This window comes from Actinoallomurus oryzae (assembly GCF_039541955.1).
Taxonomy (GTDB): Bacteria; Actinomycetota; Actinomycetes; order Streptosporangiales; family Streptosporangiaceae; genus Actinoallomurus; species Actinoallomurus oryzae.
Map to the genome: position 1 here is coordinate 133,715 of NZ_BAABHF010000024.1, position 26,336 is coordinate 160,050.

At 72.5% G+C, this 26,336-nt stretch carries 27 protein-coding genes; 6 read left to right on the forward strand and 21 right to left on the reverse strand.

Annotated features, from left to right (window positions below):
* Positions 1-8: 8 nt before the first annotated feature.
* The 5 genes from rnc to rsmD all read right to left on the reverse strand — a co-directional run bounded on the left by rnc (position 9) and on the right by rsmD (position 2,937).
* Positions 9-725, reverse strand: coding sequence for a ribonuclease III (gene rnc / locus ABEA10_RS21790; protein ID WP_345466628.1), 717 nt, complete (start codon positions 723-725; stop codon positions 9-11).
* Between the two features lie 218 nt (positions 726-943).
* Positions 944-1,120 carry a 50S ribosomal protein L32 gene (gene rpmF, locus ABEA10_RS21795; protein ID WP_345466631.1) on the reverse strand — a complete coding sequence of 59 codons (177 nt, stop codon included), beginning with the start codon at positions 1,118-1,120 and terminating at the stop codon, positions 944-946.
* Between the two features lies 1 nt (position 1,121).
* Positions 1,122-1,706 (reverse strand): YceD family protein, encoded by a 585-nt coding sequence (locus tag ABEA10_RS21800; protein ID WP_345466634.1) that lies wholly within the window; start codon positions 1,704-1,706, stop codon positions 1,122-1,124.
* A gap of 156 nt (positions 1,707-1,862) precedes the next feature.
* Entirely contained in the window at positions 1,863-2,342 is a 480-nt protein-coding gene (gene coaD / locus ABEA10_RS21805) for a pantetheine-phosphate adenylyltransferase (protein WP_345466637.1), read from the reverse strand.
* Between the two features lie 28 nt (positions 2,343-2,370).
* On the reverse strand, positions 2,371-2,937 hold the full coding sequence (gene rsmD, locus ABEA10_RS21810; RefSeq protein ID WP_345466639.1) for a 16S rRNA (guanine(966)-N(2))-methyltransferase RsmD: 567 nt from the start codon (positions 2,935-2,937) through the stop codon (positions 2,371-2,373).
* Positions 2,938-3,189: 252 nt separating this feature from the next.
* Here rsmD and ABEA10_RS21815 point away from each other — a divergent pair, with 252 nt between their 5' ends.
* Positions 3,190-3,849, forward strand: a complete 660-nt coding sequence (locus ABEA10_RS21815) for a hypothetical protein (RefSeq protein ID WP_345466641.1) — start codon at positions 3,190-3,192, stop codon at positions 3,847-3,849.
* A 326-nt stretch (positions 3,850-4,175) separates the two neighbouring features.
* On the opposite strand, the gene ABEA10_RS21820 is transcribed toward ABEA10_RS21815, so the two are convergent.
* From ABEA10_RS21820 to ABEA10_RS21835, 4 genes are all read right to left on the reverse strand, one after another.
* Complete coding sequence (locus ABEA10_RS21820; RefSeq protein ID WP_345466643.1) at positions 4,176-4,754, reverse strand: hypothetical protein; 579 nt, start codon at positions 4,752-4,754, stop codon at positions 4,176-4,178.
* 387 nt (positions 4,755-5,141) lie between these two features.
* The gene (locus ABEA10_RS21825) at positions 5,142-5,747 is read right to left on the reverse strand and encodes a HEAT repeat domain-containing protein (RefSeq protein ID WP_345466647.1); all 606 of its coding nucleotides are present in this window, start codon (positions 5,745-5,747) and stop codon (positions 5,142-5,144) included.
* Between the two features lie 173 nt (positions 5,748-5,920).
* The gene (gene recG / locus ABEA10_RS21830) at positions 5,921-8,110 is read right to left on the reverse strand and encodes an ATP-dependent DNA helicase RecG (protein WP_345466649.1); all 2,190 of its coding nucleotides are present in this window, start codon (positions 8,108-8,110) and stop codon (positions 5,921-5,923) included.
* 92 nt (positions 8,111-8,202) lie between these two features.
* Positions 8,203-9,846, reverse strand: coding sequence for a DAK2 domain-containing protein (locus tag ABEA10_RS21835; protein ID WP_345466652.1), 1,644 nt, complete (start codon positions 9,844-9,846; stop codon positions 8,203-8,205).
* Positions 9,847-10,076: 230 nt separating this feature from the next.
* Between ABEA10_RS21835 and rpmB the strand changes: the two genes are divergently transcribed.
* Positions 10,077-10,274: a 50S ribosomal protein L28 gene (rpmB, locus tag ABEA10_RS21840; RefSeq protein WP_329256446.1), complete on the forward strand. Its 198-nt coding sequence runs from the start codon at positions 10,077-10,079 to the stop codon at positions 10,272-10,274.
* A 184-nt stretch (positions 10,275-10,458) separates the two neighbouring features.
* Positions 10,459-10,941, forward strand: a complete 483-nt coding sequence (locus tag ABEA10_RS21845) for a metallophosphoesterase family protein (protein WP_345466656.1) — start codon at positions 10,459-10,461, stop codon at positions 10,939-10,941.
* 10 nt (positions 10,942-10,951) lie between these two features.
* Here the strand turns inward: ABEA10_RS21845 and ABEA10_RS21850 are convergent, their stop codons facing one another.
* Genes ABEA10_RS21850 through ABEA10_RS21860 form a run of 3 tightly spaced genes read right to left on the reverse strand, consistent with a single transcriptional unit; the run spans position 10,952 to position 12,697 of the window.
* Positions 10,952-11,662, reverse strand: a complete 711-nt coding sequence (locus ABEA10_RS21850; RefSeq protein ID WP_345466658.1) for a hypothetical protein — start codon at positions 11,660-11,662, stop codon at positions 10,952-10,954.
* 7 nt (positions 11,663-11,669) lie between these two features.
* On the reverse strand, positions 11,670-11,810 hold the full coding sequence (locus ABEA10_RS21855) for a hypothetical protein (protein ID WP_345466661.1): 141 nt from the start codon (positions 11,808-11,810) through the stop codon (positions 11,670-11,672).
* Complete coding sequence (locus ABEA10_RS21860) at positions 11,807-12,697, reverse strand: CHAT domain-containing protein (RefSeq protein ID WP_345466664.1); 891 nt, start codon at positions 12,695-12,697, stop codon at positions 11,807-11,809. Before ABEA10_RS21860 ends, ABEA10_RS21855 begins: the two co-directional genes overlap by 4 nt.
* Before the next feature lie 281 nt (positions 12,698-12,978).
* Between ABEA10_RS21860 and ABEA10_RS21865 the strand changes: the two genes are divergently transcribed.
* Positions 12,979-13,278 (forward strand): hypothetical protein, encoded by a 300-nt coding sequence (locus ABEA10_RS21865; RefSeq protein WP_345466665.1) that lies wholly within the window; start codon positions 12,979-12,981, stop codon positions 13,276-13,278.
* A gap of 392 nt (positions 13,279-13,670) precedes the next feature.
* Here ABEA10_RS21865 and thiD read toward each other — a convergent pair whose 3' ends face one another.
* From thiD to ABEA10_RS21880, 3 genes are all read right to left on the reverse strand, one after another.
* Entirely contained in the window at positions 13,671-14,459 is a 789-nt protein-coding gene (gene thiD, locus ABEA10_RS21870) for a bifunctional hydroxymethylpyrimidine kinase/phosphomethylpyrimidine kinase (protein ID WP_329256433.1), read from the reverse strand.
* 18 nt (positions 14,460-14,477) lie between these two features.
* Entirely contained in the window at positions 14,478-15,104 is a 627-nt protein-coding gene (locus ABEA10_RS21875) for a cellulose binding domain-containing protein (protein ID WP_345466668.1), read from the reverse strand.
* Positions 15,105-15,197: 93 nt separating this feature from the next.
* Entirely contained in the window at positions 15,198-16,106 is a 909-nt protein-coding gene (locus tag ABEA10_RS21880) for a thiamine-phosphate kinase (RefSeq protein WP_345467383.1), read from the reverse strand.
* A 63-nt stretch (positions 16,107-16,169) separates the two neighbouring features.
* Between ABEA10_RS21880 and ABEA10_RS21885 the strand changes: the two genes are divergently transcribed.
* Positions 16,170-16,403 (forward strand): Lrp/AsnC family transcriptional regulator, encoded by a 234-nt coding sequence (locus ABEA10_RS21885; protein ID WP_285571319.1) that lies wholly within the window; start codon positions 16,170-16,172, stop codon positions 16,401-16,403.
* Positions 16,404-16,434: 31 nt separating this feature from the next.
* On the forward strand, positions 16,435-16,890 hold the full coding sequence (locus ABEA10_RS21890) for a DUF3515 domain-containing protein (RefSeq protein WP_345466670.1): 456 nt from the start codon (positions 16,435-16,437) through the stop codon (positions 16,888-16,890).
* A 68-nt stretch (positions 16,891-16,958) separates the two neighbouring features.
* Here the strand turns inward: ABEA10_RS21890 and ABEA10_RS21895 are convergent, their stop codons facing one another.
* The 6 genes from ABEA10_RS21895 to ABEA10_RS21920 all read right to left on the reverse strand — a co-directional run bounded on the left by ABEA10_RS21895 (position 16,959) and on the right by ABEA10_RS21920 (position 26,206).
* The gene (locus ABEA10_RS21895) at positions 16,959-19,301 is read right to left on the reverse strand and encodes a glycoside hydrolase family 65 protein (RefSeq protein ID WP_345466672.1); all 2,343 of its coding nucleotides are present in this window, start codon (positions 19,299-19,301) and stop codon (positions 16,959-16,961) included.
* Positions 19,298-20,023, reverse strand: a complete 726-nt coding sequence (locus ABEA10_RS21900; RefSeq protein WP_345466674.1) for a beta-phosphoglucomutase family hydrolase — start codon at positions 20,021-20,023, stop codon at positions 19,298-19,300. The genes ABEA10_RS21895 and ABEA10_RS21900 overlap by 4 nt, the downstream gene beginning before the upstream one ends.
* A gap of 189 nt (positions 20,024-20,212) precedes the next feature.
* Complete coding sequence (locus ABEA10_RS21905; protein WP_345466676.1) at positions 20,213-21,235, reverse strand: ABC transporter permease; 1,023 nt, start codon at positions 21,233-21,235, stop codon at positions 20,213-20,215.
* Complete coding sequence (locus ABEA10_RS21910) at positions 21,232-22,818, reverse strand: sugar ABC transporter ATP-binding protein (protein ID WP_345466678.1); 1,587 nt, start codon at positions 22,816-22,818, stop codon at positions 21,232-21,234. The genes ABEA10_RS21905 and ABEA10_RS21910 overlap by 4 nt, the downstream gene beginning before the upstream one ends.
* A gap of 112 nt (positions 22,819-22,930) precedes the next feature.
* Positions 22,931-24,943, reverse strand: a complete 2,013-nt coding sequence (locus ABEA10_RS21915) for an NPCBM/NEW2 domain-containing protein (RefSeq protein ID WP_345466680.1) — start codon at positions 24,941-24,943, stop codon at positions 22,931-22,933.
* 216 nt (positions 24,944-25,159) lie between these two features.
* On the reverse strand, positions 25,160-26,206 hold the full coding sequence (locus tag ABEA10_RS21920) for a substrate-binding domain-containing protein (protein WP_345466682.1): 1,047 nt from the start codon (positions 26,204-26,206) through the stop codon (positions 25,160-25,162).
* Positions 26,207-26,336 lie beyond the last annotated feature (130 nt).

Here is a 26,336-nt window from a genome sequence, read left to right on the forward strand (position 1 = left end):
GAGAAGCGTCATTCGGGGCGGGCCGCGGACCGCTCACGGATCGCGTTCCACGCCGCCTCGGCCGCCTGCTGCTCGGCCTCCTTCTTCGACCGCCCCTCGCCACGGCCGTACTCCACGCCGCCGACCGAGACGACGGCGCGGAAGCTCTTCTGGTGGTCGGGGCCGCTCTCCTCCACGTGGTACTCGGGCACGCCGAGCTCCTCGGTGGCGGTCAGCTCCTGCAGCGAGGTCTTCCAGTCGAGTCCGGCGCCGAGGCTGGCCGAGCGGGTGATCAGGGCGTCGAAGAGCCGGTGGACGAGCTCGTCGGCGGCCTTCAGGCCCTGGTCGAGGTAGACCGCGCCGATCACGGCCTCGAGCGTGTCGGCGAGGATCGAGGCCTTGTCGCGGCCTCCGGTGCCCTCCTCGCCGCGCCCGAGGCGGATGTAGGCGCCGAGGTCGAGCTGGCGGGCGACGCCGGCGAGCGCCCGCATGTTGACCACGGCGGCACGCAGCTTGGCGAGCTGGCCCTCCGGCAGGTCCGGGTGGCCGCGGAACAGGGTGTCGGTGACGATGAGGCCGAGCACCGAGTCGCCGAGGAACTCCAGGCGTTCGTTGGTCGGCAGGCCGCCGTTCTCGTACGCGAACGAGCGGTGCGTCAGGGCGCGTTCGAGCAGCACGGGATCGGGGGCCACGCCGAGCGCGGCCTCGAGTGCGCTGCGGTCGGTCACCGAGTGGTCGGGCTTCATGCGGTCCTCCCCGTGTGGGAGGCGGCACTGACAGTATTCACGGTGTTTCCTCCGCGGAAGATTCCGCGAGGACGAGGTGCACGCCGGGTCGACCCCCGGCGTCCGCCACGGCCTCGGGCGACTCTTCGTCGCGAGACGGGCGGGGGCGGCACTCCGCCGCCCCCGAGAACGTCGTCAGAGACGGTCCGAACCCTCGGGAGAGGGCTCCGGGCGGTCTCTCAGGACACGTCGATGACCTGACGGCGGTTGTAGGTGCCGCAGGTCGGGCACGCGGTGTGCGGCAGCTTTTCGTCGCGGCACTGCGGGCAGCGCACGAGCGTGGGCGCCTGGGTCTTCCACTGCGAGCGACGGTGCCGCGTGTTGCTGCGCGACTTTTTCCGCTTTGGTACGGCCACGTCAGCCCTCCTGGTCTTCTTGTCGTTGATCCAACATGCCCTGCAATGCCGCCCACCGGGGGTCGACGGCGTCGTGGTGGTGATCCGGCTCGGCGTCGGCCAGCCGGACCCCGCAGTCCGAGCACAGCCCGGGACAGTCGTCCCGGCACAGCGGGGACAGCGGCAGTGCGAGCACCATCGCGTCCCGGACGACCGGCTCGAGATCGATCAGATCTCCCTCGAGACGGCGTTCGTCGTCTTCCGCGCTCTCGCCGGAGCGAGTGTCGTCGTAGACGTAGAGCTCCTGGAAGTCCACCTCGATCGACGAGGTGAGCGGGTCCAGACAGCGCGCGCACTCTCCGGAGAGAGGTGCCCGCGCCGTGCCCGAAACGAGCACGCCCTCCATCACCGCCTCGAGCCGGATGTCCAGCTCGATGTCGGCGCCCTCGGGAACACCGACCATCTCGACGCCGAGATCCGCCGGAGCCGGCACGGTGTGGGAATCCTTGCGCATCGACCCCGGCCGGCGGCCCAGAGCTCGCGTGTCGATCACGAAGGGGTCGCGGGGATCGATGCGTGTCAGGTCGTTCCTGCTTCCGTGAGGCATGGCGCATCACCGCCGTCGGGCAAGGTCGATTGGTTAGATTACCGAACCCGGGCCCTCATCCCCAACTCGGCCGCGGCACCGGCCGGTCGTGACTCTCCCGACGAGGGTCGGAAGCGACCGCCGGCCGGCCTCCCGCGCTTCGTACCGGACGCCCGGTCAGGACTCCGCGAAACGACGGGCGAGCCGCCGCTGCACCGGCTCGGGCACCAGCCCGGACACGTCTCCACCGTACTGCGCGATCTCCTTGACCAGGCTGGATGACAGGAAGGAGTAGAGCGGGTTGGTGGCCATGAACATCGTCTCGACGCCGGCCATCTGGTGGTTCATCTGGGCGATCTGCAACTCGTAGTCGAAGTCGCTGACCGCGCGCAGACCGCGGACGATCACCGGGATGCCGCGCTCGCGGCAGAAGTCGACGGTCAGCCCGTGGAACTTCTCGACGGCGACGTTGCCGTACTCCTTCGTGACCTCGCCGATCATCTCGACGCGTTCTTCGACGGTGAAGAGACTCTTCTTGGAGATGTTGATGAGTACGGCGACGACGACCTCGTCATAGAGGCGCGACGCGCGGCTGATGATGTCGAGATGTCCATTGGTGACGGGGTCATAGGAACCCGGACAGACAACACGGCGCACGAGGTGGATCCCCTCTGCAAGGAAGTCGTCAGTGGCCTGCGGCGTGACCGTACCAAAGCGTGCCTTCGCCGTAACGACGGGCCCTGTCCTCGGTATACCCGGACGGCCAGGTGACAGGCGCTCCCCGGGTGGCGCGTTCGACGGCGACGAGGGCGCCGGGCGCGAGCCAGCCGTTGTCGCGCAGCGCCTCGAGCATGCGCGTCACCGTGTCGTCGGTCACGGCGTACGGGGGGTCCGCGAAGACCAGGTCGTACGGCTCAGCCGGAGGCCGGCGCAGCACCCGCTCGACCCGGTCGGTGACGAGTTCGGCACCGGGGAGGCCGAGCGCCTCGACGTTGGCCCTGATCGCCTTGGCGGCCCGCGGCGACGACTCGACGAGGAGCACGTGCGCGGCACCCCGGGACAGGGCCTCCAGGCCGACCGCGCCCGACCCGGCGTACAGGTCGGCCGCCCGCAGGCCGTCGAGTTCGCCGAGCAGCGAGTGGACGGTCGCGAACAGCCCTTCCCGCGCGCGGTCGCTGGTGGGCCTGGTGTCGCGGCCGGTGGGCACGGAGAGCCGCCGGCCGCCGGCGGTTCCTGCGATGACTCGGGTCACGCACTCAGTGTGGCCCAGCGGACCGGCCGCCCTGTCCCGCGCGGGCTCTGAGGCCGTTCGGCCCACTCGGGGGCGACCACAAAACGCTGTGAATTATTGACAGATCGCCGTCAAAGCAATTTCAAAAAGCTACTTGTCGTGACAAACTAATCGCTGACCGTACGGCAGGCGCTCCTCGGGCCTCCCTTCCCGAGACAAGCGGTGATGGGGGCGTCACCTCGCGGACGGCCCTCCCGACCTGGAGATTCCTGTATGCGAAAACGCACGAGACTGGCCACGACCGCCGGCGTGACGGTCCTGGGCTTCACCGCCATGAGCGGCATGGCCCAGGCCGACACCGGCGGGCCGACCCTCTCCCTCGACCTGCCCGGCACGCTGGGCAAGACCGTCGACGGCGTGACCAAGACCGTCGACGGGGTGGTCAAGCAGACGACGTCCGGCACGCGAAGCTCCTCCAAGCCGGCCCTCCGGGTCAACCTCCCGGTGCATGTGCGGCTGGGCGCCCCGCAGCGGTCCGGCGGCGGCAAGTCGCCCGGCCGCTCCGCGCCGGAGGTGAAGGCGGGGGTGAAGGCGTCCGTCAAGGCCTCGACCGACGGCGTCAAGGCGAACGTGAGCCTCCACCTGTGCGCCCACCCGCCGCAGCAGTGCGGACCGGTGCCGGCGCCGCCGAACCCGATCCCGCCCGGCCCGCCGACGCCGCCGCCGGCCCCGCCGGTCGGCAACCCCACACCGCCGCAGGCGGCCCCGCCCGGCGCCGCCGAGGCCGCCGCGAGCTCGCTGACCGTGGCCGGCGACTCCCTGCCGTTCACCGGCAGCCCGATCGGGGTGCTCGCGCTGCTGGGCGCCACTGCCGTGCTGACCGGAGCGGCCGGCATCGCCGGCTCCCGGTTCCGGTTCGGCCGCGACGCCTGACGAACGACCGGAGGGCGTTCCCGCGTGCGCGCGGGGACGCCCTCCGGCGTTCTCGCGGGCGGACGACGGCGGCCCGCACGGCGAAGCCGCGGCGCAGGGGCCGGGTGACGGCCAGCCCATGATCGGCCGGCGGCACGAGCGCCGACCGCAGGGCGCCGACTTCCTAAGGGCGCGGCTCCACAGCGGTGAGGCGGGGCCCACCGGACCCGGCGCTCGGATCGATGACCGACGGTCCGCTCCTCAGTGCCGTTCCGTAGCCGAGTCGGCTGGGTGACGGTGGACCCGGCGCTCGGACCGGTGGCCGACGGTCCGCTCCTCAGCGCGGTTCAGTAGTCGAGGGCGACCGTGCCGTCGCTGAGCCGGTCGACGACCGCGTCCAGGTCCTCGGCGTGGATGAGGGCGCCGCGCAGCCCGTACACGAAGGCGGCTCCCTCGAACCGCTCGGCGGTCCGGCGCAGGCGCTCGGTCTTGCCGGGGTCGCCGCCGACGAGGTCCTCGGCGCCGGGCACGTCCACCACCAGGAACGGCCGGGGTCCCTGGTCGGCGATGCGCAGGCGCGCCACGCGCTCCCAGGGGACGAACACGTCGTAGCCTCGGCGGGCGAAGACCCGCAGCCGTACGCCGTCGGTGGTGAAGACGGGAGGGTTGCGCAGCAGCCGGAACTCGCCGCGGGCGAGCAGCGCCATCACGGCCGCGGAGGCGAGCAGCCCGAAGGCGAGCACGGGAAAGAAGACGAACACGAGCGTGGTGGAGGGTTCGCGGGAGAGCCGGTTCATCGTGGCCAGCAGGTACCCCACCATGACCAGGACGACGAGAGCCCCGGCGGCCGACACGGCCGCGATCGTGGCGGTCAGGTACGCGGGCGCGGCGGCGACGGGGAGGCGGAAGTCGCTCTTGTGCTCCACTGCGGGAGGGTATCGGCAACCGTCCCTCCCCTGCCACGCCCCGCGCCGTGATCGCCGAGGCTCGTCTCACCGCCGGGCCGCCCGGCCGGAGACCGTCGCAGAGCTCGGCACGTCGTTCGGGATCTCCACGATCTGCCTCGCCGTCGCCGACAACGGCACCGGGCCGGTCTTCGGCACCGAGATGAGCGGCCAAGGTCGCCGCCGCCCGCGCCAACCTGGAGGAGGCAGGGGTCTCCGACACGACGACCGTCCTGGCCGGAGACGCCCTTGTCCGGCTACCTCGCGTACGTGTGGGCCCCCGCGAACGGCTACGTCCCGGTCGCCTTCCCGGTGGAGGACGGCATGGAGGTCGGCTGCCGCGCCGCCTGACCGCCGGGGGAAGCGGCGTCAGGCCAGGGCCCAGCGCGCCTCGGTGCGCACGCCCGCGTCCGGGTCGTTCAGGGCGGCGGTCAGCGCCGTCCGGGCGTAGTGCCGGTCCGCCGCCCAGGTGGCCAGCGCCCGTACCGCGGCCCGGCGGACGGACACGATCTCGTCTTCCAGCGCACTCGTCAGCGGGCCGATCGCGTCGCGGCCGTCCAGGCCGCCGAGCGCGGCGACGGCCCGCCGGCGCACGCGCCAGTCAGGGTCGGTCAGGGCCATCTCCGCCAACTCGGCGGCGGCGCGCAGCACGACGAGGCCGCGGACGGTCTCGGCACGGGCGCCGTCCTCCCGGCTCAGGGCCTGGGTGTAGATCTCCCAGGCGGCGGCGCGCATGGCGCGGACCAGTTCGGCGGCGACGGCGCGGACGTACGAGTCGGGGCCGTTCGCCTTCGTGTCCACGAGCGCGCGGACGCCCTCCTCGCCGATCAGCACCTCGCGCTCGTCGATGAGGGCGTCGGCGTCGGCGGCGGCGCGGCGTACGCCGGGGTCGGGGTCGGCGAGCGCGCGGGCCAGCGCGTTGCCGGTCTCCTCGCTGAGGGCGGGCTCGTTCGCGGGCAGGTCGATGACGGTCACAGGGTCCTCCGGAGCTGAGGCGGCGATCGGGCGCGGGGCGATCACCGGCGACACAGCGCGCCGGCCTGCCGTCCCAGGTCGACGTGGAGCCGCGCGATCAGCAAAGCCCTCCGGTACACGGCTTCGATCCTGGAGGACCATCCCTTCAATGTCAACCAGTTAGGTAGGGAAACTCAGGTCTTCTCGAGGTACTCCGCGCGTTCCTCGTCGACGAGCGCGGCCAGCTCGGCCACCAGCGCGGGATGGCCGCGCAGCTCCGGATCGTCCTCGACGAGCGTGGTCGCCTCGGCACGGGCCTCCTTGATGATCTCCTCGTCGCGCAGCAGCGTGAGGAGCCGCAGGCTCGACCGGCGGCCGGACTGGCTCTCGCCGAGCACGTCGCCCTCGCGCCGCTGCTCCAGGTCGATGCGCGACAGCGCGAACCCGTCCAGCGTCGAGGCGACCGCGTCGAGGCGTTCGCGGGCCTTGGACTCCTCCACCGCGTCGGTGACCAGCAGGCACAGGCCCGCGTGCCGCCCGCGGCCGACCCGGCCGCGCAGCTGGTGGAGCTGGGAGACCCCGAACCGGTCGGCGTCCATGACGACCATGACCGTGGCATTGGGCACGTCGACGCCGACCTCGATCACGGTGGTGGCGACCAGGACGTCCAGCTCGCCCGCCGCGAACCGGCGCATCACCGCGTCCTTCTCGTCCGGGTGCATCCGGCCGTGCAGCACGTCGAGCCGCAGGCCGTGCAGCGGACCCTCGCTCAGCTTTGGCGCGACGTCGAGCACCGCCAGGGGCGGTCGGCGGGCGTCCTCGCCGTCCTCCTCCGGGACGTCTTCCGGCGCGGGCACCTCCTCGTCGCCGATGCGCGGGCACACGACGTACGCCTGACGCCCCTGGGCGGCCTCCTCGCGGATGCGCTCCCAGGCGCGGTTCCAGTAGGCGCGGTTGGCGGACGGCACGACGTGCGTGGCGATCGGCGAACGGCCGGCGGGCAGCTGGGTCAGCGCCGAGGTGTCCAGGTCGCCGTAGACGGTCATCGCGACGGTGCGCGGGATCGGCGTCGCGGTCATGACGAGGACGTGCGGGCGCCCGCCGGTGGCCTTCTCGCGCAGCGCGTCGCGCTGCTCGACGCCGAAGCGGTGCTGCTCGTCGATCACGACGAGCCCCAGGTCGGCGAACTGCACGTGCTCCTGGAGCAGCGCGTGCGTGCCGACGACGATGCCGGCCGCCCCAGAGGCCGCGTCGAGCAGGGCCTCGCGGCGCGCCTTGGCCCCCTGTGAGCCGGTCAGCAGGGCGACGCGCGTGGCGTGCTCGACGCCGCCGAGCTGCCCGGCCTGGGCGAGCGGCCCGAGCATCGCGACGATCGAGCGGTGGTGCTGCTGGGCCAGCACCTCGGTCGGCGCGAGCAGGGCCGCCTGCCCGCCGGAGTCGACCACCTGCAGCATCGCGCGCAGGCCCACGACCGTCTTGCCCGCGCCGACGTCGCCCTGGAGCAGCCGGTGCATCGGGTGGGTGCGGGCCAGGTCGGCCGCGATCTCGTCGCCGACGGCGCGCTGGCCCTCGGTGAGCTCGAACGGAAGCCGCTCGTCGAACGCGGCGAGCAGGCCCTCGGCGGCCGGTGGCCGGGGGGTCGCGGCCAGCTCGGCCGCCGCGCGCCTCCGCTGGGCCAGCGCGGTCTGCAGCACGAACGCCTCGTCCCACTTGAGCCGCTTGCGCGCCCGGCCCGCCTCGGCCATGTCGCGCGGCCGGTGGATGCCGCGGTAGGCGTCGGCCAGCCCGATGAGCCGATGGCGCCTGCGCACGTGCTCGGGCAGGGCGTCGTCGCCGAGCTCGGCGGTGTCGAGGAGGATCCGCACGCAGTCGGCGATCTGCCAGGAGGTCACCCCCTTGGCCGCCGGGTAGACGGGGATCAGCTCCTCGGCGAACTCGCGGGCCGCGCCGGCGAGGTCGCCCCCGGCGAGCGGCTTGTACTCCGGGTGGACGAGCTGCCGCTTGGCGTTGCGGCCGGAGCCGAAGAACGTCACCTTTCCGGCGAACAGCCCGTGTGTGCCCGGCGGCAGCTCGCGCTCGGGCACGTAGGCGCCCTTGCCGAAGAACGTGAGGGTGAGCAGGCCGCGGCCGTCGGTGACGGTGACCTCGAGCAGGTTTCCGGGCCTCTTGCTGATCTTGCGCCCCTGGACCTTCTGCACCTCGGCCAGGACCGTGACGTATTCGCCCTCGGCGAGGCTGTCGAGGTCGGTCAGCTCGCCGCGCTGGGCATAGCGCCGGGGATAGTGGCGCAGCAGATCACCGGCGGTCTCCAGGTCGAGGGCGGCGAGCTTCTTGGCCGCCTTGGCCCCCACCGCCTTGACCAGTGGCTGCTCGAGTGTCGTCACGGAACCCTTCCTCCAGCCATCCAACAGCCAGGTACCGACAGTTCTACCGGCTCCGGGCCCGTGACGTTCCCCACCCGCCCACGGAGGCGCGGTCACTCCACGCCGATGAGGAGCAGGTAGTGCTCCTGCCCTCCTTCGTACACGACGACCTCGACGTCCGGCCGGTGCCCGCGCAGATGCTCCCGCACGACACCGGCGAGGCCGCCGCGGGGCCCGGAGACACGGTCGTCGGGCCTGGGGAGGCGGTCGTCGGGGCCGGAGGGGCGGTCGTCGGCCGGCTCGCCGATGATCAGCGTGACGAGCTCTCCGCCGCCCGACAGCATCCGGTCCACGACCTGCGTGGCCACGTCCGCCGGATCGGCGCCGATGACGGCCACGTCGCCCTCGATCAGCCCGAGCGTGTCGCCGGCGCGGCAGATGCCCGCGCTCGTCACGGCCTCCTCCCCCGCCGTCTCGAGCCGGCCGAACCGCGTGGCGCCCGCCGCGCTCGTCATGGCGATCACATCGTCGTCGAAGCGCCGCAGCGGGTCGTGGACGGCCAGTGCGGCGAGCCCCTGGACCGACGCGCGGGACGGGATGACCGCCACGCGCACGCCGTCCTCCCGCGCGCGCCGGGCCGCCGCCTCGGCGACCGCGAGGACCGACGGGTCGCCCGGCAGCACGACGACCTCGTCACCGGCCTGGACGATCGCGGCGATCAGCTCCTCCAGCGACGGCGGGCCGCCGGCCTCACGGCGTACGGTACGGACGCCGTGCTGTTCGAACAGGGCGGTCGGCCCGCCGCCGAGGGTCACCGCCACGACGCCGCGCCCGGTGGTGCGCGCGCGCCGGTCCACCTCCGCCCGCAGGTAGGTGACGCGGATGCCGTGAGGACGGCCCGCCCGGACGGCCGCCTCGATCGCCGGGCCCGCGTCGTCGGTGTGCACGTGGACGTTCCACAACTCGTCGCCGCCGACCACGACGAGGGAGTCGCCGAGCCGGTCGAGCTCGGCCCGCAGTTCCGCCACGGCCTCCTCGCCGGCGTCGAGGAGGAACATCACCTCGTACGCGCCGCCGGCCGGCGTGCTCCCGGCCTCGCAGGCGCCCGTCTCACCGGACGTCTCGCCGGGCGCCGTCCGGCGCGGCACCGCGTACGACTGGGGGAACTCCTCGCCGGCGACGGCGGCGAGCGTCTCGAGGATGACGCAGAGCCCGGCCGCGCCCGCGTCCACCACCCCGCTCCGGGCCAGCACGTCGAGCTGCGCGGGCGTCTCGTTGAGCGCGGCGCGCGCGTGCTCGGCGACGGCCCAGGCGACCGCGCCCGGCGCGCCGTCCTCCGGGCAGGCCTCCGCCGCCGCGCGGAGCACGCTGAGAATCGTGCCCTCGACCGGGTGGGCGACCGCCCGGTCGGCCAGCCGCGAGGCGTGCCGCAGCGCCTCGGCCGGCCGGCCTCCGCCGCCCAGGACCTCGGCCAGTCCGCGCAGGATCTGGCTGAGGATCACCCCGGAGTTGCCGCGCGCGCCGATCAGCGCGCCGTCGGCGAGGGCACGCCAGATCGAGGCGGCGTCCGCGTCGGCGGGCAGCCGCTCGACCGCCTCGGCCGCCGCCAGGACGGTCAGGTGGAGGTTGGTCCCGGTGTCCCCGTCGGGCACCGGGAAGACGTTGAGCGCGTCGATCTCCGCGCGGGTACGGCCCAGGGCGTCCGCCGCGAGCCGGCTCCACCGCCGTACGCCCGCGGCGTCCAGAAGGTCTCCCACGCCACCTCCCATGATCATCGCCCGGCGCACGGGTGTCCGGTTGGGTCTGCGCCCGGCCGCGTGACGGCCAAGATCCCCTTAGACTTACCGGACACCGGGCGGCTTCGGTAACCCAGCGATTCGCACGCGGGGGGCGGGGTCGGCTATCCTCTACCGAAGGCTCGGTCCGGGCCTCTTTTTGACGAGCGCCCGATCCCGGGCCATCCCACTCGAACCTTTGGAGCGCATCCATGGCTTCCGTCTGCGACGTCTGCGGCAAGGGGCCGGGGTTCGGCATGCGCGTCTCTCACTCGCACCGCCGCACCCCTCGCCGCTGGAACCCGAACATCCAGCGGGTGCGTGCGGTCGTCGGCCGCACCACCAAGCGCATCAACGTGTGCACGTCCTGCATCAAGGCGGGCAAGGTCACCCGCCCCACGGCGCGCTGACACCACGTTCCGCCGGCGCCTGGCGGCGCCACCACGGACTCCGCCCTCACCGGGCACGCACGAATCGAACGGCCGGCCTTAGCACGGGCCGGCCGTTCGGTGTTGTCCGGACCTCTAACGCCTCCCAGCCACGCCCTCCCGCGATGTATTCGTTCGTACGGGGCAGGATGGGACCGTGAGAGTGGTGGCGATCTCGGACACTCATGCGCCCCGGCGGTGGCGTGGTTGCCCGCCCGCGGTGGCGGAGCATCTGCGCGGCGCGGACCTGATTCTGCACGCGGGCGACGTGTGCGTCCCCTCGGTGCTCGACGAGCTGTCCGCGTACGCGCCGGTGAAGGTGGTGCTCGGGAACAACGACGGGCCGGAGGTCGCCGCCTGGGGCGCGCCGGAGACGCTGGAGTTCGACCTCGACGGGCTGCCGACGGCGATGATCCATGACAGTGGCCCGGCCGCCCGGCGGACCGCGCGGATGCACCGCCGGTTCCCCGGCGCCGCGCTGGTCGTCTTCGGTCACTCCCACATCCCGCTGGACGAGACCGGCGACGGCGTCCGCATCTTCAACCCCGGCTCCCCCACCGACCGCCGCCGCCAGCCGCACGGCACGATCGGGCTGCTCCACGTCGAGGACGGCCGCCTCCTGACGGCCGAGATCGTGCCGGTGACCTGACGCCGCCGACTCAGCGCGCCACGCTCGGGCTGGGGGCCGGGTGGGCGGGCCGGTCGGCGTCCGCGTCGTGGGTGGCGCCGAGGAACAGTACGGCGCCGAGTGCGATCACCGCCGCGGCGGCCAGGGTGTGCAGGCGAGCGCGGCGTACGGCCGCGCGCACCTTCCACGCGAGGACGAACTCCAGCAGCCGGTCCTGGAGCCGGCGCACCGCCTCGGTGTTGGCACGGGCGTCGGCGAGGGCCTGGTCGAGCAGGCGCACGCGTACGGGATCGGTCTCGGCCGCCGCGGTGACGGCGAGGTTGGCCGCGACCGTGCCGTGGAAGGCGACGGCCTTCCGCAGATCCGCTCCGCTCGTGCCGAACGGGCCGTAGAACGCCGACGGGTCGCGGGCGATCGTCGCGCGCAGGTCGGCGAGGGCCGGATCGTCGAGGTCGTCGAGCGTGGCGATGCGGGGCATCAGCGCCTCCCCGGTCTGCCAGATCGCCCACCCCACGCCGCCCAGCGCCACCACGAGCCCGGCGAACGCCAGGACCGCCTCGCCCGCGCCGGAGATCTTCCCGATCGCCGTCAGCGGCGCGCCGCCGAGCAGCAGCGCGCCCACGCCCGCCGCCGCGGCGATCGTCCACCGGGCGGTCGTCCGCATGTCGGCGACGGCGTCCGCCGGCCCCGGCACGCGCGGCGCCGGCACGCTCGCCTGCGGTCGTTCCGCGTCCTCACCCACGCGTCGTCTACTCCTCCGTCCGGTCCCGCAGGACGACCCCGGCGTCGTCGGGAATCTGCCGGTACGGTCCCCAGGCCGTGCCGTCGAACACTTCGACCTCCCCGGAGTCGGAGAACCGGACATCTCCGATCTTGGGCTCGGCGCTCATGGGCTTGACCCGGCCGCGACCCTCGCTGCCGGGTCTCCGTACGCGGTGTAGGCGAGCCAGGTGGGGTCACCGGGTCTCCGGATCGCGGTACGCGCGATCTTCACCGCCTGGCCGAGGGGAGCCCCGTCCAGGCAGGCCGCGTAGAACGCCTCGGCGAACTCCCGCGCCGGCTGGCTCGGCACCGCCCACAGCGTGCCGACGAACGCGCCGGCCCCGGCGGCCATGAAGCCGCTCGCCCAGCCCATGGGCCGGGTGTACTCGTAGACCGCGCCCGCGCTGCGGCAGGCGTTGAGGAAGACCAGCGGTCCGGTGGCCAGCGTGTGCCCGGTCGCGGCGCTCGTCAGCATCATCGGGGTGAAGTCGCCGTCCGCCATCGCCACGGACGAGCCGCCGCCCGACGCGTCGAACCGGTTGTGGCAGGCGAAGTGCAGGAGCCCGGCCTCTCCGGAGTTGATCAGCTCCAGCAGGCTCTGCACGCCGTCGACCAGCGTGCCGTTGCCGGTGCCCAGCGCGGCGCGTAGGCGCTGGTTGATCATGCTGACCTCCGCGTGCGCCTCGGCGGGCGCGTCGCGGGCCAGGACGAACGCGGCCGGCCGCAGCGAGATCGCCGCGACCCGCTGTTGCCCGTAGACCCGGCGCATCACCGGGAACTGCTCGACCAGGAAACCCTCGTCCTCGGTCGGAGACAGCGGGTACAGCAGCTCCCACGGGGGGATGTCCTGGTCGGTGGCGATGTTGAAGGACCGGATGCGGCTCCGCTGCTCCCAGAACTGTTCCTTGATGACCTGCGGCACCATCTGGTTCCACAGCGAGACGCCGGCCTCCCGCAGCCACAGCCCCGCCGCGGGGCCGGAGTACCCGCTGCGGCCCGACGCCAGGCTCTGCAACGTCGCGATGGTCCGCTCGACCGCGCCCGCCGGGTCGCCGGGTCGCCGGCGAGGCTCTCGGTGACCGGCGGATAGAGGTTGTGCGGCGTCATCAGCTGGAACATGTAGCCCCCGGCCGCGCGCCGGACCTGCAGAGTCGCCTCGCCCGGCGTCGGCTCCAGCCGGCCGAGCGAGGCGGTGTAGGCGCCCCCGGACGTGGCCGCGACCCGCGCCTCGGCCGAGACCTCGGCGGTCAGCTCGCCCGCGAACGTGCCGCCGGCCCACACGGTGATGTTCACCCGGTGCAGGCCGAGCGTCCGCGCCTCGAAGAAGAACCGCACCGGCTCGGAGTCGCCGTCGTAGGGCAGGACCACCTGACGGTCGAGACGGTCGAGCGGCACCAGGCCCGGCGACGGCTGCGCCACGATGTTCAGCGGCATGCCCTGTGGCGGCACGTTCAGCGCCTTGAGCGGGGCGACCCGCCCGCCCTGGGCGGGGTCGAGGCGGATCCGCACGATCAGGCTGGCCACGTCGCCGGCCGGGACACGCGCCGGAAAGTCGGCGGACAGGTAGCGAACAGAGCTCGGCGCGGGGTCACGTGAGTCGGTTCGGTGCTCACCTTCGAGCAACCGGTCCAGGTCCGGCCCGGTCATCGTCCCGTCGTCGTGCGAGCGGCGTGCCGGTTCCGAACGCGTGCTCGGCGGCGAAGCCAGGGGACCCGGCGGCGGGGCGGTCGTCGTGTGCCCGTCATCGTCGCTCTCGTGCGGTTCGGCCGGCGCCTCGTAGCCCCAGTGGTCCTCGTAGTCGTCGTTCTCGGCCCCCGCGTCATCGGCCTGCTGCGGTGCCTGCTCCTCCGGGAAGGGTCCCCATGTCGGCGGCGCCAGAGATCCGAAGCACGGGGAAACCCCTCCTCCGCGCGAATCCAACCACGGCAGACCGCGCACCGTGACCGGTTGACCGCAGAAGGCCGCGCGCCCCGGTGCGTGCGGCCGGGTCAGCGGCGCTGGAGCCAGCCGTGGTCGACGGGGCCGATGCCGGCGCCAAGCGGGAAGCCGTGCTCGATCGCCCCGGTGACGTACTCCTTGGCCAGCCCCACCGCGCTCACCACGTCGTGGCCGAGCGCCAGATACGAGGCGATGGCCGAGGCGAGCGTGCAGCCGGTGCCGTGCGTGTGCCGGTTGTCGTGCCGCTCGGCCGCGAACCGGTGTTCGCGCGTGCCGTCGAACAGCAGGTCCACCGGCTCTCCGGGCAGGTGACCGCCCTTGATGAGCGCCCACCGCGGCCCGAGCGCGCGTACGGCCTCGGCCGCCTCGCGCAGGCCGCTCTCGTCGACGACCTTGACGCCGGTGAGCTGCTCGACCTCCCAGAGGTTCGGCGTGACGACCGTCGCGAGCGGGAGAAGCTCCGTGCGGACCGCGCCCAGCGCGTCCGGGGCCAGGAGCGCGTCACCGTGTTTGGAGACGCCCACGGGATCGACGACGACCGGTACGGTCACCTCCGCCAGCGCGGCGGCCACCGTCTCGACCAGAACGGCCGAGGCGAGCATCCCGGTCTTCACGGCCTGGGCGCCGATGTCGGAGAGCACTGAGTCGAGCTGGGCGCGCACGGCCTCGGGCGGGAGCTCCCAGTAGCCCTGGACACCGAGGGAGTTCTGGGCGGTGACCGCCGCGATGACGCTCATGCCGTGCACGCCGAGGGCGAGCATCGTCTTGAGGTCGGCCTGGATGCCCGCTCCGCCGCCCGAGTCGGACCCGGCGATCGTCAGCACGCGAGGAGGAGTCATGGGCCAAGCGTACGGCGCTCAGCAGGAGCTTCCGTTAAACGAGCAGCCGGCCGGCCGGCCGGCGGTCCCGGTGGCGACGAAGGACACCTTGACCGACTTTCCGGGTGCGATGTACGGGTGGCCGGCGGGGTTGTCCGCGACGAGGGTCGTGCCCCGGCGGACCACCTTCACGTCCCACGCCGACAGGATCTGGGCCCGCGAGTATCGCAGGATGAGCGTCCAGCCCCGCACCGAGGTGCTCGCGTGGTTGGTGATCGTCACCTGGCCGCGGAATCCGGTCGCCCCCGTCGTGAGGGTGCGGTAGGAGACGGTGACCGTCTTTCGCCCGCTCCCCCGGCTCGCCCGCGGGCTGCCGCCCGCACGCGGGAGGAGCGAGGAGTCGCCGTCGCGCGCCGTGCGGCGGCTCCGGTCCTGAGGCGAGGCCGAGTCGCTGACCTGCGGCTGCGCCGCCCGGTCGCCCGGTGGCGGCGGCCCGCCGGCGAAGTTCAGTGAGATCTGCTGCGTGCTGAGCGCGGATACGATCGCACCGATCGCCACGACACCGGCGACCGCCGGCAGGAGCGGCACCTTGCCGACCCTCCCGTACCGGTGAGGGCCGTCCTCCTCAGGAACGCCGTCTTCCACGTCTTTGGTGTGTCGTCCCATCCCGTCCCTCTCCGGTCTCGGGATGTATACCAAAAGCACACCAGTCATGCCTACCAGACGAGGGGCGTCAACAGGGAGAACTGTTCCATCTGGTTAGTGAAAGTGGTCCCATCCGCCGGCTCCGTACGGCCGTCCGTCCACCGTGACGCCCGCGGGACCGGCGACCGCACGTCCGATGACCTGCCATTCCGCGGGCAGCGCCGCCTCCTGCGGAAACGTCGCCGCGAATGCGTGATCTTCACCACCCGTGAGCGCCAGCCGCCGCGCGTCCGGCACGGGCGGACCGGGCACGGCGTCGCCGACGAGCTCGATCCGTACGCCGCTCGCCTCGGCGATGTGCCCGAGGTCCTGGACGAGGCCGTCGCTGACGTCGAGCATCGCCGTGGCCCCGAGCTCACGGGCGCGCAGGGCCGCGGCGTACGGCGGGCGCGGGCGGCGGTGGGCGCCGACCAGGGCGGCCGGCTCGCGCAACCCGCGCTCGAGCAGCTCGACGCCGGCCTGCGCGTGGCCGAGCCGCCCGCAGACCGCGACGACGTCGCCGGGACGCGCGCCCGCGCGGGTGAGCGGCGGGCCGTCCAGTGCGCCCATGGCCGTCACGGCGAGCAGCACCGTCTCGGCGCGGACGATGTCGCCGCCCGCGATCGACGCCTCGACCTGCGCCGACTCGTCGCGCATCCCGTCGCACAGGGCCTCCACCCAGGCGACGTCGGTGTCGGGAGGAACGCCGAGGCCCACGAGCAGGGCCGTCGGCCGGGCGCCCATCGCGACCACGTCGGCGAGATTCTGGGCGGCCGCCTTGCGGCCGATGTCGTACGGCGGTGACCAGTCGCGGCGGAAGTGACGCCCCTCGACCAGCACGTCGGTGGTCGCGACCACCCGGCCGCCCGGCGCGGCGACGATCGCGGCGTCGTCGCCGGGTCCCAGCTCTACGGCGGGGCCGGGTGCGAGGCGCGCGGTGATCCGTGCGATGATTCCGAACTCGCCGAGTTCGCCGACGGTGATGACCCACCTCCAGTGAAGACACGGTACGGTGACCGTCAGATTGGCTGTCCCAGGGAGGACGTGATGGTGCAGGCCTACATCCTCATCCAGACCGAGGTCGGCAAGGCCGCCGAGGTGGCCGGTGAGATCTCCGGCATCCCGGGCGTGACCCTGGCCGAAGACGTCACCGGCCCGTACGACGTCATCGTCCGAGCCGAGGCGAACAACGTCGACGAGCTGGGCAAGCTCGTCGTCGCGTCGATCCAGTCGGTGGAGGGGATCACGCGCACACTGACCTGCCCCATCGTCCACATCTGAGCCGGTGTCCCTCCCGCCGTCAGTCTGCACCATGAGGCGCGCTCTGACGGCGGGCGGTGTGCTCCTCCTGCTCACCGGGTGCGGCACCGGAGCCGTCGAGGTCCCCGTGCCGCGACCGCCCGCGGCGATCGCGTCCGTGTGCCGGAGCCTCCGTGACCGGCTGCCCGCGAAGGTCCACGGCAAGTCCCGGCGCGCCACGTCGCCGAAGTCGCCGCTCGTCACGGCCTGGGGCTCGCCCGCGATCGTGGTGCGCTGCGGCGTGCCCCGCCCCACCGCGCTGAAGCCCACCTCGGAGCTGGTGGTGGTCAACGGCGTCAACTGGCTGCCGGTGCCCGCGGACCGCCCGGTCACGTTCACCGCCGTCGGACGCCGGGCGTACGTCGAGGTGACCGTGCCCGGGGCGTACGAGCCGCCGGGCGACGTGCTGATCGAGCTGGCCGGCCCGATCAAGACGGCGGTCCCCGCCAACCCCGACGGCTCCCTGTGATCGCTCCCTTCGAGCCGGCCGATCCGATCAAGACGGCGCTCGCCGCCGGCCCCGACGGCTCCCTGTGATCACTCCCCGCGGCGCCGGGGCGCGCGCCCGCGCGGCTGGGTGGGCGTGGGCCGGATCGGCGGCGGCGTCACCGGGCGGCTGACCGCTCCGCCGTCCAGCGCCACGCGCTCGCCGCCGTGGGTGATCTCCAGCGGGGCGCCGTCGAGGAGCTCGTACACGGCCTGGTGCGCGGTGACGGTGACCTTCAGCCGGCGTCCGCGATACCGCACGCGGAAGGCCAGCCGGGTGATCCCGCCGGGCAGCCGCGGGGTGAACGCGAGCGTGTCGTCGTCCACCCGCATCCCGCCGAGGCCGCCGACCAGGGCGGTCCAGGCCCCGGCGAGGGAGGCGATGTGCAGCCCGTCGCGCGTGTTGTGCTCCAGGTCGTCCAGGTCCATCAGCGCGGCCTCGCCCAGGTAGTCGTGGGCCAGGTCGAGATGGCCGGTCTCGGCCGCCATCACCGCCTGGGTGCAGGCCGACAGCGACGAGTCCCGGACCGTCAGCGCCTCGTAGTAGGCGAAGTTGCGCGCCTTCTGCTCGGGGGTGAAGGCGTCGCCGCGCAGGTGCATGGCGAGCACGAGATCCGCCTGCTTGACGACCTGCTTGCGGTAGATGTCGAAGTAGGGGAAGTTCAGCATCAGCGGATACTGGTCCGGCCCGGTCGACTCGAAGTCCCACGGCGCGTGCTCGGTGAAGCCCTCGCTCTGCGGGTGCACCTGGAGCCGCCGGTCGTACGGGATGTGCATGTCGGCCGCCGCGTCGCGCCACGACGCGGTCTCCTCGTCGGTCACGCCGAGGCGTTCGGCCTGCTCCGGGTGGCGTTCGGCCAGGTCCGCGGCGGCCTGGAGGTTCCGCTGGGCCATGAGGTTGGTGTAGACGTTGTTGTCGGCGATGGCGCTGTACTCATCCGGCCCGGTCACGCCGTCGATGCGGAAGCGCCCCTGGGCGTCGTGGTGGCCGAGGCTGCGCCACAGCCGCGCGGTCTCCACCAGCAGTTCGAGGCCGTAGTCGCGGGCGAACGCCTCGTCGCCGGTGGCCGACAGGTAGCGCACGACCGCGTAGGCGATGTCGGCGCCGATGTGGAACGCCGCCGTGCCGGCCGGCCAGTACCCGGAGCACTCGTCGCCCTGGATCGTGCGCCACGGGAAGGTGGCCCCCTCCAGCCCGAGCTGCCGGGCGCGCGCCCGGGCGTTGTCGAGCGTCGAGTGCCGCCACCGCAGCGCGTCCGCGACGGCGCGCGGCTGGGTGAAGGTGAGCACGGGCAACACGAACGACTCGGTGTCCCAGAACGTGTGGCCGTCGTACCCGGGCCCGGTCAGGCCCTTGGCGGCGATGGGGCGGCGCTCGCCCCGCGCCCCGGCCTGCAGGACGTGGAACAGCGCGAAGCGCACCGCCTGCTGCACCTCGGCGTCGCCGTCGACCTCGACGTCGGCCCCCGCCCAGAAGTCGTCGAGGTACTCCCGCTGCTCACGCAGCAGCCCCTCCCAGCCGGTGAGCCTCGCCGCCGCCAGGGCGGCGATGACCTGGTCGTGCAGGGCGGGCCGTGACCGCTGGCTGGACCAGCCGTAGGCCAGGTACTTGATGATGCGCAGCCGCCGGCCCGGCTCCAGGCGCGTGGCGACCGTGACGCGGCCGACGTCGTTGAGGACCCCCGTGTCGATCGTGCCGTCGGGGCAGTCGATCTCGTGGCCCATCGCGGCGCCGACGCGCAGGCCGCTCTCCCGGGTGCAGTGCACCATGACGACGCTCTGGTCGGTGGCGGCGCACTCCTCGGGGGCGAGGGGCGACTCGAGGGACGCCGCGGCGCGCGGGTCCTTGCCCGCCGTCGGCAGCGTCTCGTTGGCGACCAGCTCCGACTGCACGACGATGCGCACCGGCTGGTCGACCGCCTCGACCTCGTAGCAGATCGCCGCGACGGCGCGCTGCACGAGGGAGACGAGACGGACGGAGGTCACGCGTACGGTGTCGTCGGCCGGAGAGGTCCATTCGGCCTTGCGCGTCAGCGTGCCGGCCCGCAGGTCCAGCAGGCGTTCGTGCGAGCGCAGCTCGCCGTACCGGACGTCGAACGGCTCATCGTTGACCAGCAGCCGGAACAGCTTGCCGTTGGTGACGTTGATGACCGTCTGCCCGGACTCGGGGTACCCGTAGCCGGCCTCGGCGTACGGCAGCGGCCGCAGCTCGTAGACCGAGTTGAGGTAGGTGCCCGGCAGCCCGTGCGGCTCTCCCTCGTCGAGGTTGCCGCGCAGCCCGACGTGGCCGTTGGACAGGGCGAACACCGACTCGCTCTGCGCGAGCGTGTCGAGGTCCAGCTCCTGCTCGCGGACACACCACGGCTCGACGGCGTACGCGGCCTGCTTGATCAAAGCAGCTCCTCCAGATCCTTGACGACGACGTCCGCCCCGTGACGCCTCAGCGCCTCCGCCTGGCCGACGCGGTCCACGCCGACCACGTGCGCGAAACCGCCCGCCCGGCCGGCCTCCACGCCCGCCAGGGCGTCCTCGAACACCACGGCCGCCGACGCCGGCACGCCGAGGGACTCCGCCCCGGCGAGGAACATGTCGGGCGCCGGCTTTCCGGCCAGCCCGCGCTCCTTGGCGGTCAGGCCGTCGACGCGTGCGTCGAACAGGTCGGCGATGCCCGCCGCGTCGAGGATCTGGGCGGTGTTGGCACTGGAGGAGACGACCGCGGTCCGGAGCCCGGCGTCCCGCGCGGCGCGGACGTAGCGGATCGACCCTGGATACACCTCCACACCGTGCTCCCGCAGCTTCTCCAGCACCAGCGCGTTCTTGCGCGCGCTCAGCCCGTTGATCGTGGACGCGTCCGGCGGATCGTCCGGCGACCCCTCGGGCAGCTCGATGCCGCGCGACTCCAGGAACGAGCGGGTGCCGTCCTCGCGTCGCTTGCCGTCCACGTACTCGTCGTAGTCGGCCACCGGGTCGAACGGCGTGAACCCCTCGCCCTCACGCTCCCGGAGGAAGTCGTCGAACATCTGCTTCCACGCGGCGGCGTGGACGGTGGCGGTACGGGTCAGCACCCCGTCCATGTCGAACAGGCACGCCGTAACGGCCTCCGGCAGTCCGAGCACGTGTTCCTCCCCAGGATCGTCGAACGACACATGCTTACCCCATAGGGCCGTGTCAATCGCCGGTGACCCGGTGCCTGAGAGCCCGCGCGTACGGCGGCGCGCCGGCTTCAAGCGACCGCCCGGAACCCTCACCGTCGCGAGCGGCGGGCACGGGGTTCCGGGCGTTCTTCGAGGAACGGGCGCGGGTGCTCAGGTGGGCAGGCCGACCGCGCGCTCCCCGTTACGGCGCTGCTGGATGATGACCGCGACGACCAGGAGCGCGCCCTGGGCGACGTTCTGCCAGAACGTGTTGACGCCCACGACGTTGAGGCCGTTGTTCAGGGCGCCGAGGAGCAGCACCGCCAGCAGGGTGCCGCCGATGCCGCCCTTGCCGCCCTTGAGCGCGCAGCCGCCGAGGGCCGCGGCGGTGATCGACTGGAGCTCCAGCCCCTCGCTGCCGCTGGTCGGCTGGCCCGACCCGGTGCGCGCGGTCAGCACGATGCCGGCCACGGCCGAGACGATGCCCGCGAGCGCGTACACCGCGATGAGGTACTTGTTGATGTTGATCCCGGCCAGGCGCGCGGCGGTGTCGTTGCCGCCGATCGCGTAGACGTTGCGCCCGATGTCGGTGTATTTGAGCATCAGGTGGACGAGGACGGCGACCACGATCAGGATCCAGACCTGCACCGGGATGCCGGCGATCCGGCCGCGGGCGATGAAGATGAACAGGTCGTCGCCCAGGACGAAGCCCTGCGCCCGGCCGCCGGAGATGAGCTGGGCGACGCCCTTGTAGGCGGCGAGCCCGGCCAGCGTCGCGATGACCGGGTTGACCCGGCCGTACACGATGATCAGGCCGTTCACCACGCCGATCACGATGCCCAGCCCGACCGCGGCGGCCATCCCGAGGAACGGGTTGTGCCCGGTCGACATGAAGGCCATCGCGGAGATGACCGAGGCGACGCCGGTCTGCGAGCCGACGGAGATGTCCATCGCGCCACAGATGATCACAACCGTCTGGACCACGGCCAGCAGCCCGGCCACGGTCGCGGCCTCGCCGATCACCTGGATGTTGTTCCAGGTGAGGTAGCCGGAGTTCAGCCAGGTGAAGATCGCGACGACGACGATGAGCGCGCCGATGAGGCTGATGTTCTGCGGCCCGACCGTGCTCAGGACACGGCGCGGCGCCGCCTCCTTCGGCGGCGTGTCCACCGGCTCGCGGGTGGCGGTTGTCATTGCTGTCCCTCCGATAGCGACGTGGTCAGGTCCTCCGCCATGGCGAGGCCGAGAATGGCCTCCTCGGAAGCGTCGGCCCGGTCGAGTTCGCCGGTGATGCGGCCGTTCTGCATGACGATGATGCGATCGGCCAGTCCGAGCACCTCGGGGAGCTCGGACGAGATGACGAGGACGGCCACGCCCGAGCGGGCGAGGTCGTCGATGAGGTGGTAGATCTCGGCCTTGGCGCCCACGTCGATGCCGCGGGTGGGCTCGTCGAGGATGAGCACCTTCGGCTTGCGGGCCAGCCAGCGGGCGAGCACGACCTTCTGCTGGTTGCCGCCGGACAGCTTGCGCACCTCGTGCTCGATGTCCGGCGTGCGCACGTTGAGCCGGTCGACGTACTCCCGGGTCAGCCGGCGCTCTTCGGCGCGTCGGACGAAGCGGAAGCGGCGCAGCCGGTCCAGCACGACGAGGGAGGTGTTGTCGCGCACCGAGCGTTCGAGCAGCAGCGCCTGGGCCTTGCGCTCCTCCGGGGCGTAGCCCATGCCGGCCCGTACGGCGTCGCCCGGCTGCCGCAGCCGCACGCGCCGGCCCTCGACCCGCACCTCCCCGGAGCGGATCGGCAGGTCGCCGACCAGCGCCCCCGCGAGCTCGGAGCGGCCCGCGCCGACCAGACCGGCGAGGGCCACCACCTCACCGGCGTGCACGGTGAGGCTGATGTCTTGCACGTCGTCACTGGTGAGGTTGTCGACCTCCAGCACGACGTCGCCGGTGGCGGAGTGCTCACGGGAGAACATGGCCGACAGGTCGCGGCCGACCATCATCCGCACGATCTCGTTCTCGTCGGTCTCGGCCGCCTCGCGCACCCCGACCAGGCCGCCGTCGCGCAACACCGCGATGTGGTCGGCGAGCTGGAAGATCTCCTGCATCCGGTGCGAGACGTAGATGACGGCCAGGCCGTCCTCGCGCAGCCGGCGGATCAGCGCGAACAGCGCCTCGACCTCGTGCTCCGACAGCGACGACGTCGGCTCGTCGAACGCGATCACCTTCGCGTCCGTGGTCAGCGCCCGCAGGATCTCCACCAGCTGGCGCTGCGCGGGGGTGAGGCGGGAGCCGAGGGTGTCCGGGTCGATGACCCGCTCGAAGCCCAGGCGTTCGAGGTCGGCGCGTACGCGCCGGTTGAGGGTGGCGCGGTCGAGGGCGCGGCCGGCCCGGCGGGGCAGCGTGCCGAGGTAGACGTTCTCGGCCACCGAGACGTGCGGCACGATCTCGGGCTCCTGCGGGATGACGCGGATGCCGGCGTGCCGCGCGTCGGCCGGCGAGTGCAGGTTCAGCGGCTCGCCGTCGAGGATGATCTCTCCCTCGTCCGGCAGGTAGTCGCCGTTGATGATCTTGATGAGGGTGGACTTCCCGGCGCCGTTCTCGCCCATGAGGGCGGTCACCGCCCCGCCGGCGAAGTCCAGTGTGACGTCGTTCAGGGCCCGTACGCCGGCGAACCGTTTGGAGATCCCCGCGACGCGCAACTCTGTCACGAGCCCTTTGTCGTCGGAGGGTGTGACGGCCGGGGCCGTGTCTTCGATTCCCTCGTCTCGCTCGGTCACGAGATCTCCTTCGTCGGCCTCATGACCGTGTCCTCGATCCCGTCGCTCCGCTCGGTCATGGCAGGCCTTCGTGTCGTGGCGGGGCGGCCGGTGAGCCGCCCCGCCGGATGGGTCAGGTGCAGGTGAGCCGGGCGTCGGCCCAGTCCGCGTGGTCGCTGTCGGTGCCGTTGCCGCCGTCGGTGACGATGAGGCGGACGAGCGTCGCCCCGCCGACGTCGGCGGTCAGATGTGCGGCCGGATCGGCGGTCGTGAGCAGGCCGCTGTCGGCGACCTTCGTGCCGTCCGCCCAGACCTGGAAGGTCACCGAGCCGTTGGCCGTCTTCTCGTCGTCCACGCCGACGTCGGCCGACAGGGAGGTGCACTTCTTGGCCGTGTAGTACTCGACGGTGCTCGGAGCGTGCACGCCGAGCCCCTTCTTGTACACGGTGCCGTTGATGGTGATCGGGTGGCCGTCGCCCGCGGCCTTCTCACCGTTGCTGGTGTCCTTCTCCACCGGGCCCCAGTAGTTGTCGGCGCGGAGCCAGGTCAGGTCGCTGAGGTAGGAGGTGCCGGACGGCGGCGGCGTGACGTTCAGGACGTCGACCTGGACGGTGTTCCGGGCGACCGTGGAGTCCGGCTCGTACGTGGCGGTGGTGTCCAGGTCGTACGTGCCGGGCTTCGCGCCGGCCGGCACCTGGACGGTCCACGTCGTGGCGAAGCTCCTGCCCGAGCCGACGAGTGCGCTGGACCTGGGCGACGTGGCCTGGACGGTCCACCCGTCCGGCGCGGCGAGGTCGTTCTTGACGAGCGGCGCGGGCAGCCTGCCGAAGTTCGACGCGGTCGTCGTCACGGTCACCGACGTGCCGGGCTCGACGAACGGACGCGCGCCGGGGTACGCCACCGGCACGTCGGTGGCGGCGTCCACCGCCGGCGGGTACGCCGCCCAGCGCCGGTCGCGTGCCACCCGCAGCATCACCGTGCCGTGCGCCGGGACCATCGCGCTCAGGGTGCCGGCGGTCTCCCGGTCGGTGTGCGCCCACAGGTCGCGGACCCGGTACGCCGGCGCGGACGGCATCCCGATCGCCCTGGCCGACGTGGTGATCCGCTGCGGCCCGTCCGACTCGTTGAACAGCGCGACGGCCTTGTCGCCGTTCGCGAGCGGCTTGACGAAGACGTCCCGGCCACCGTCGGTGGAGATCGGCGCGCCCTGGGCCCCGAGGGTGTCCTGGTCGACCGCGATCACGTCTTTGTTGGTGAGGATCTTCATCGTCTCGGGCGAGGCCTTGCGCAGGTCCGTGCCGATCAGCAGCGGCGCCGCCATCTCGGCCCAGAGGCTGAAGTGCGACCGGTACTCGATGTCGGTCATGCCGCCGTTGCCGACCTCCAGCATGTCCGGGTCGTTCCAGTGCCCGGGGCCGGCGTACTGGGCCAGGGCCATGTTCTGGTGGACGATGCCGAGCATGCTGGTGTAGCTGTCGCCGATGTCGCCGGTCGTGCGCCAGGAGTTGCCGACGTCCTTGGCCCACAGCCACGGCTTGTTCTCGCCCCACTCGCACATCGAGAACAGGATGGGGCGGCCGGTCGCCTTCAGCGCGTCGCGCATCGTGGTGTACCGCTGGACGGCGTCGACGCCCTGGTTGTTGCAGTTGTCGTACTTGAGGTAGTCCACTCCCCAGGACGCGAACAGCCGGGCGTCCTGCTGCTCGTGCCCGAGCGAGCCGGGCATCGTCTGGGCGCAGGTCATGGTGCCGGCGCTGGTGTAGATGCCGAACTTCAGGCCCTTGGAGTGCACGTAGTCGGCGACCGCCTTGATGCCGTTCGGGAACCGCGTCTTGTTCGGGACGTAGTCGCCGTTCGCGTCGCGGTCGTGCTCGGCCCAGCAGTCGTCGAGGTTGACGTACCGGTATCCGGCGTCCTTCAGGCCGGAGGAGACGAACAGGTCGGCGATGCTCTTGACCATCGCCTCGTTGAAGTCCGCGCCACAGTGGGTGGCGTTCCAGTTGTTGAAGCCCATCTGGGGTGTGCGGGCGAGGCCGTTGTCGAGGGCGGCGGCCGGCGGGGCCGAGGCGAGGGAGAGGGTGGCGGCACCGGCGACGCTCGCCGCGGTCGCGACGAGTGCCGATACCAGGACACGGACGGTGCGCATGTGCTGCTCCTGCGTTCGGGGGTGTGCGCACTGCTGGGGCCGGCGCGGTGGATCGGGCACCGCGTCGTTCCCCGGGGTGACGCGGCCGGTGGGCGGCGGAGGATGCGCACCGGTCGCGATCGTCGGCGTAGGGGCGGGACGCCGGTGCCCGAGGCGGCGGGCGACGGCGTCGACCGGCCGGGGAGAACGCCGCGCTCCCCGGCCGGTTCGCTCAGGTCAGGTGCACTTGACGCCTTCCTGCTTCCAGTTGGAGGCGTCGACCATCTTGGTCGGCGCGAACGCCTCCTGCGGCATGGGCTTGCCGTTGCGCAGGTTGTCCACCATCGTCTGGACGGCGAGGCCGCCCACGTCGTAGCCGTTGATGAACAGCGCGGCCTTCATGCCGGTCGCCTTGCCCGAGTTCCAGTCCTTGCAGGCCAGGTAGGCGCCGAGGCCGACACCGTCGATGTCACCGGCCTTGTAGCCGGCGTTCTGCAGCGCGGTGACCGCGCCGGAGACGTTCTCGTCGTTGCAGCCCCACACGACCCAGTGCTTGACGGAGCGGTGGCCCGAGACGACGGCGCCGGTCTTGGACTGGGCGTCGGTCGGGGTGTTGTCGGTGCCGACCTTGATGACCTGCACCTTGGTGCCGGCGGCCTGCTCGAACGCGGTCTGGGCGGCGACCACGCGGTCGGTGCACACGGTCACGTCCTGCTTCCAGGCCGAGATCACCGCGGTGTCGGAGGCCTTCCAGCCCGCCTTCTTGAACTCCTCACCGGCGCGCTGGCCGACCTGCTGGCCCATCTGGCTGCCGGAGAAGCCGACCCGCTGCACGAGCTGGTCCTTGGCGCACTTGGAGGGGTCCGGGCCGTTCTTGCAGATCTGGTCGTCGCTGGTCAGCAGCGTGACCTTCGCGGCGGCCGCCGTCTGCACGATCTGCGGGCCGACGGCCGGGTCCGGCGGCACGATGATGACGCCGTTGGCCTTCTGGGCGACGGCCGCCTGCGTCTCCGACACCGCCTTGTTGGTGTCATTGCCGAGGTTGACGACCTTGACGTCGACGTTGCCGAGCTGCTTGGCCTTGTCCTTGGCGCCCTGGGCCTCGTCGATGAAGTACTGCTGGTCGCCCTGCTTCTGCAGGTACGCGATGGAGATCTTCCCCGACACCTTCTTGTCCGCGTTGGTGTCGGTGCTCTCCTTGCCTGACGAACAGGCGGAGAGGCTGAGGGCGACCGCGACGCCGAGCGCGACGACCGCGGCTCCCGGCCTGCGTATCCGGGCCATGCTCTGCCTTCTTTCTGACAACTGTCGGCTGGTGATGGTCCTGGTCCCGTTACCCCGATGTTTCCGCCGAGTTACCAGGCGATGTGCGCATTCCTACCATTCCACACACAAACCAACAAGACCTGCCGCG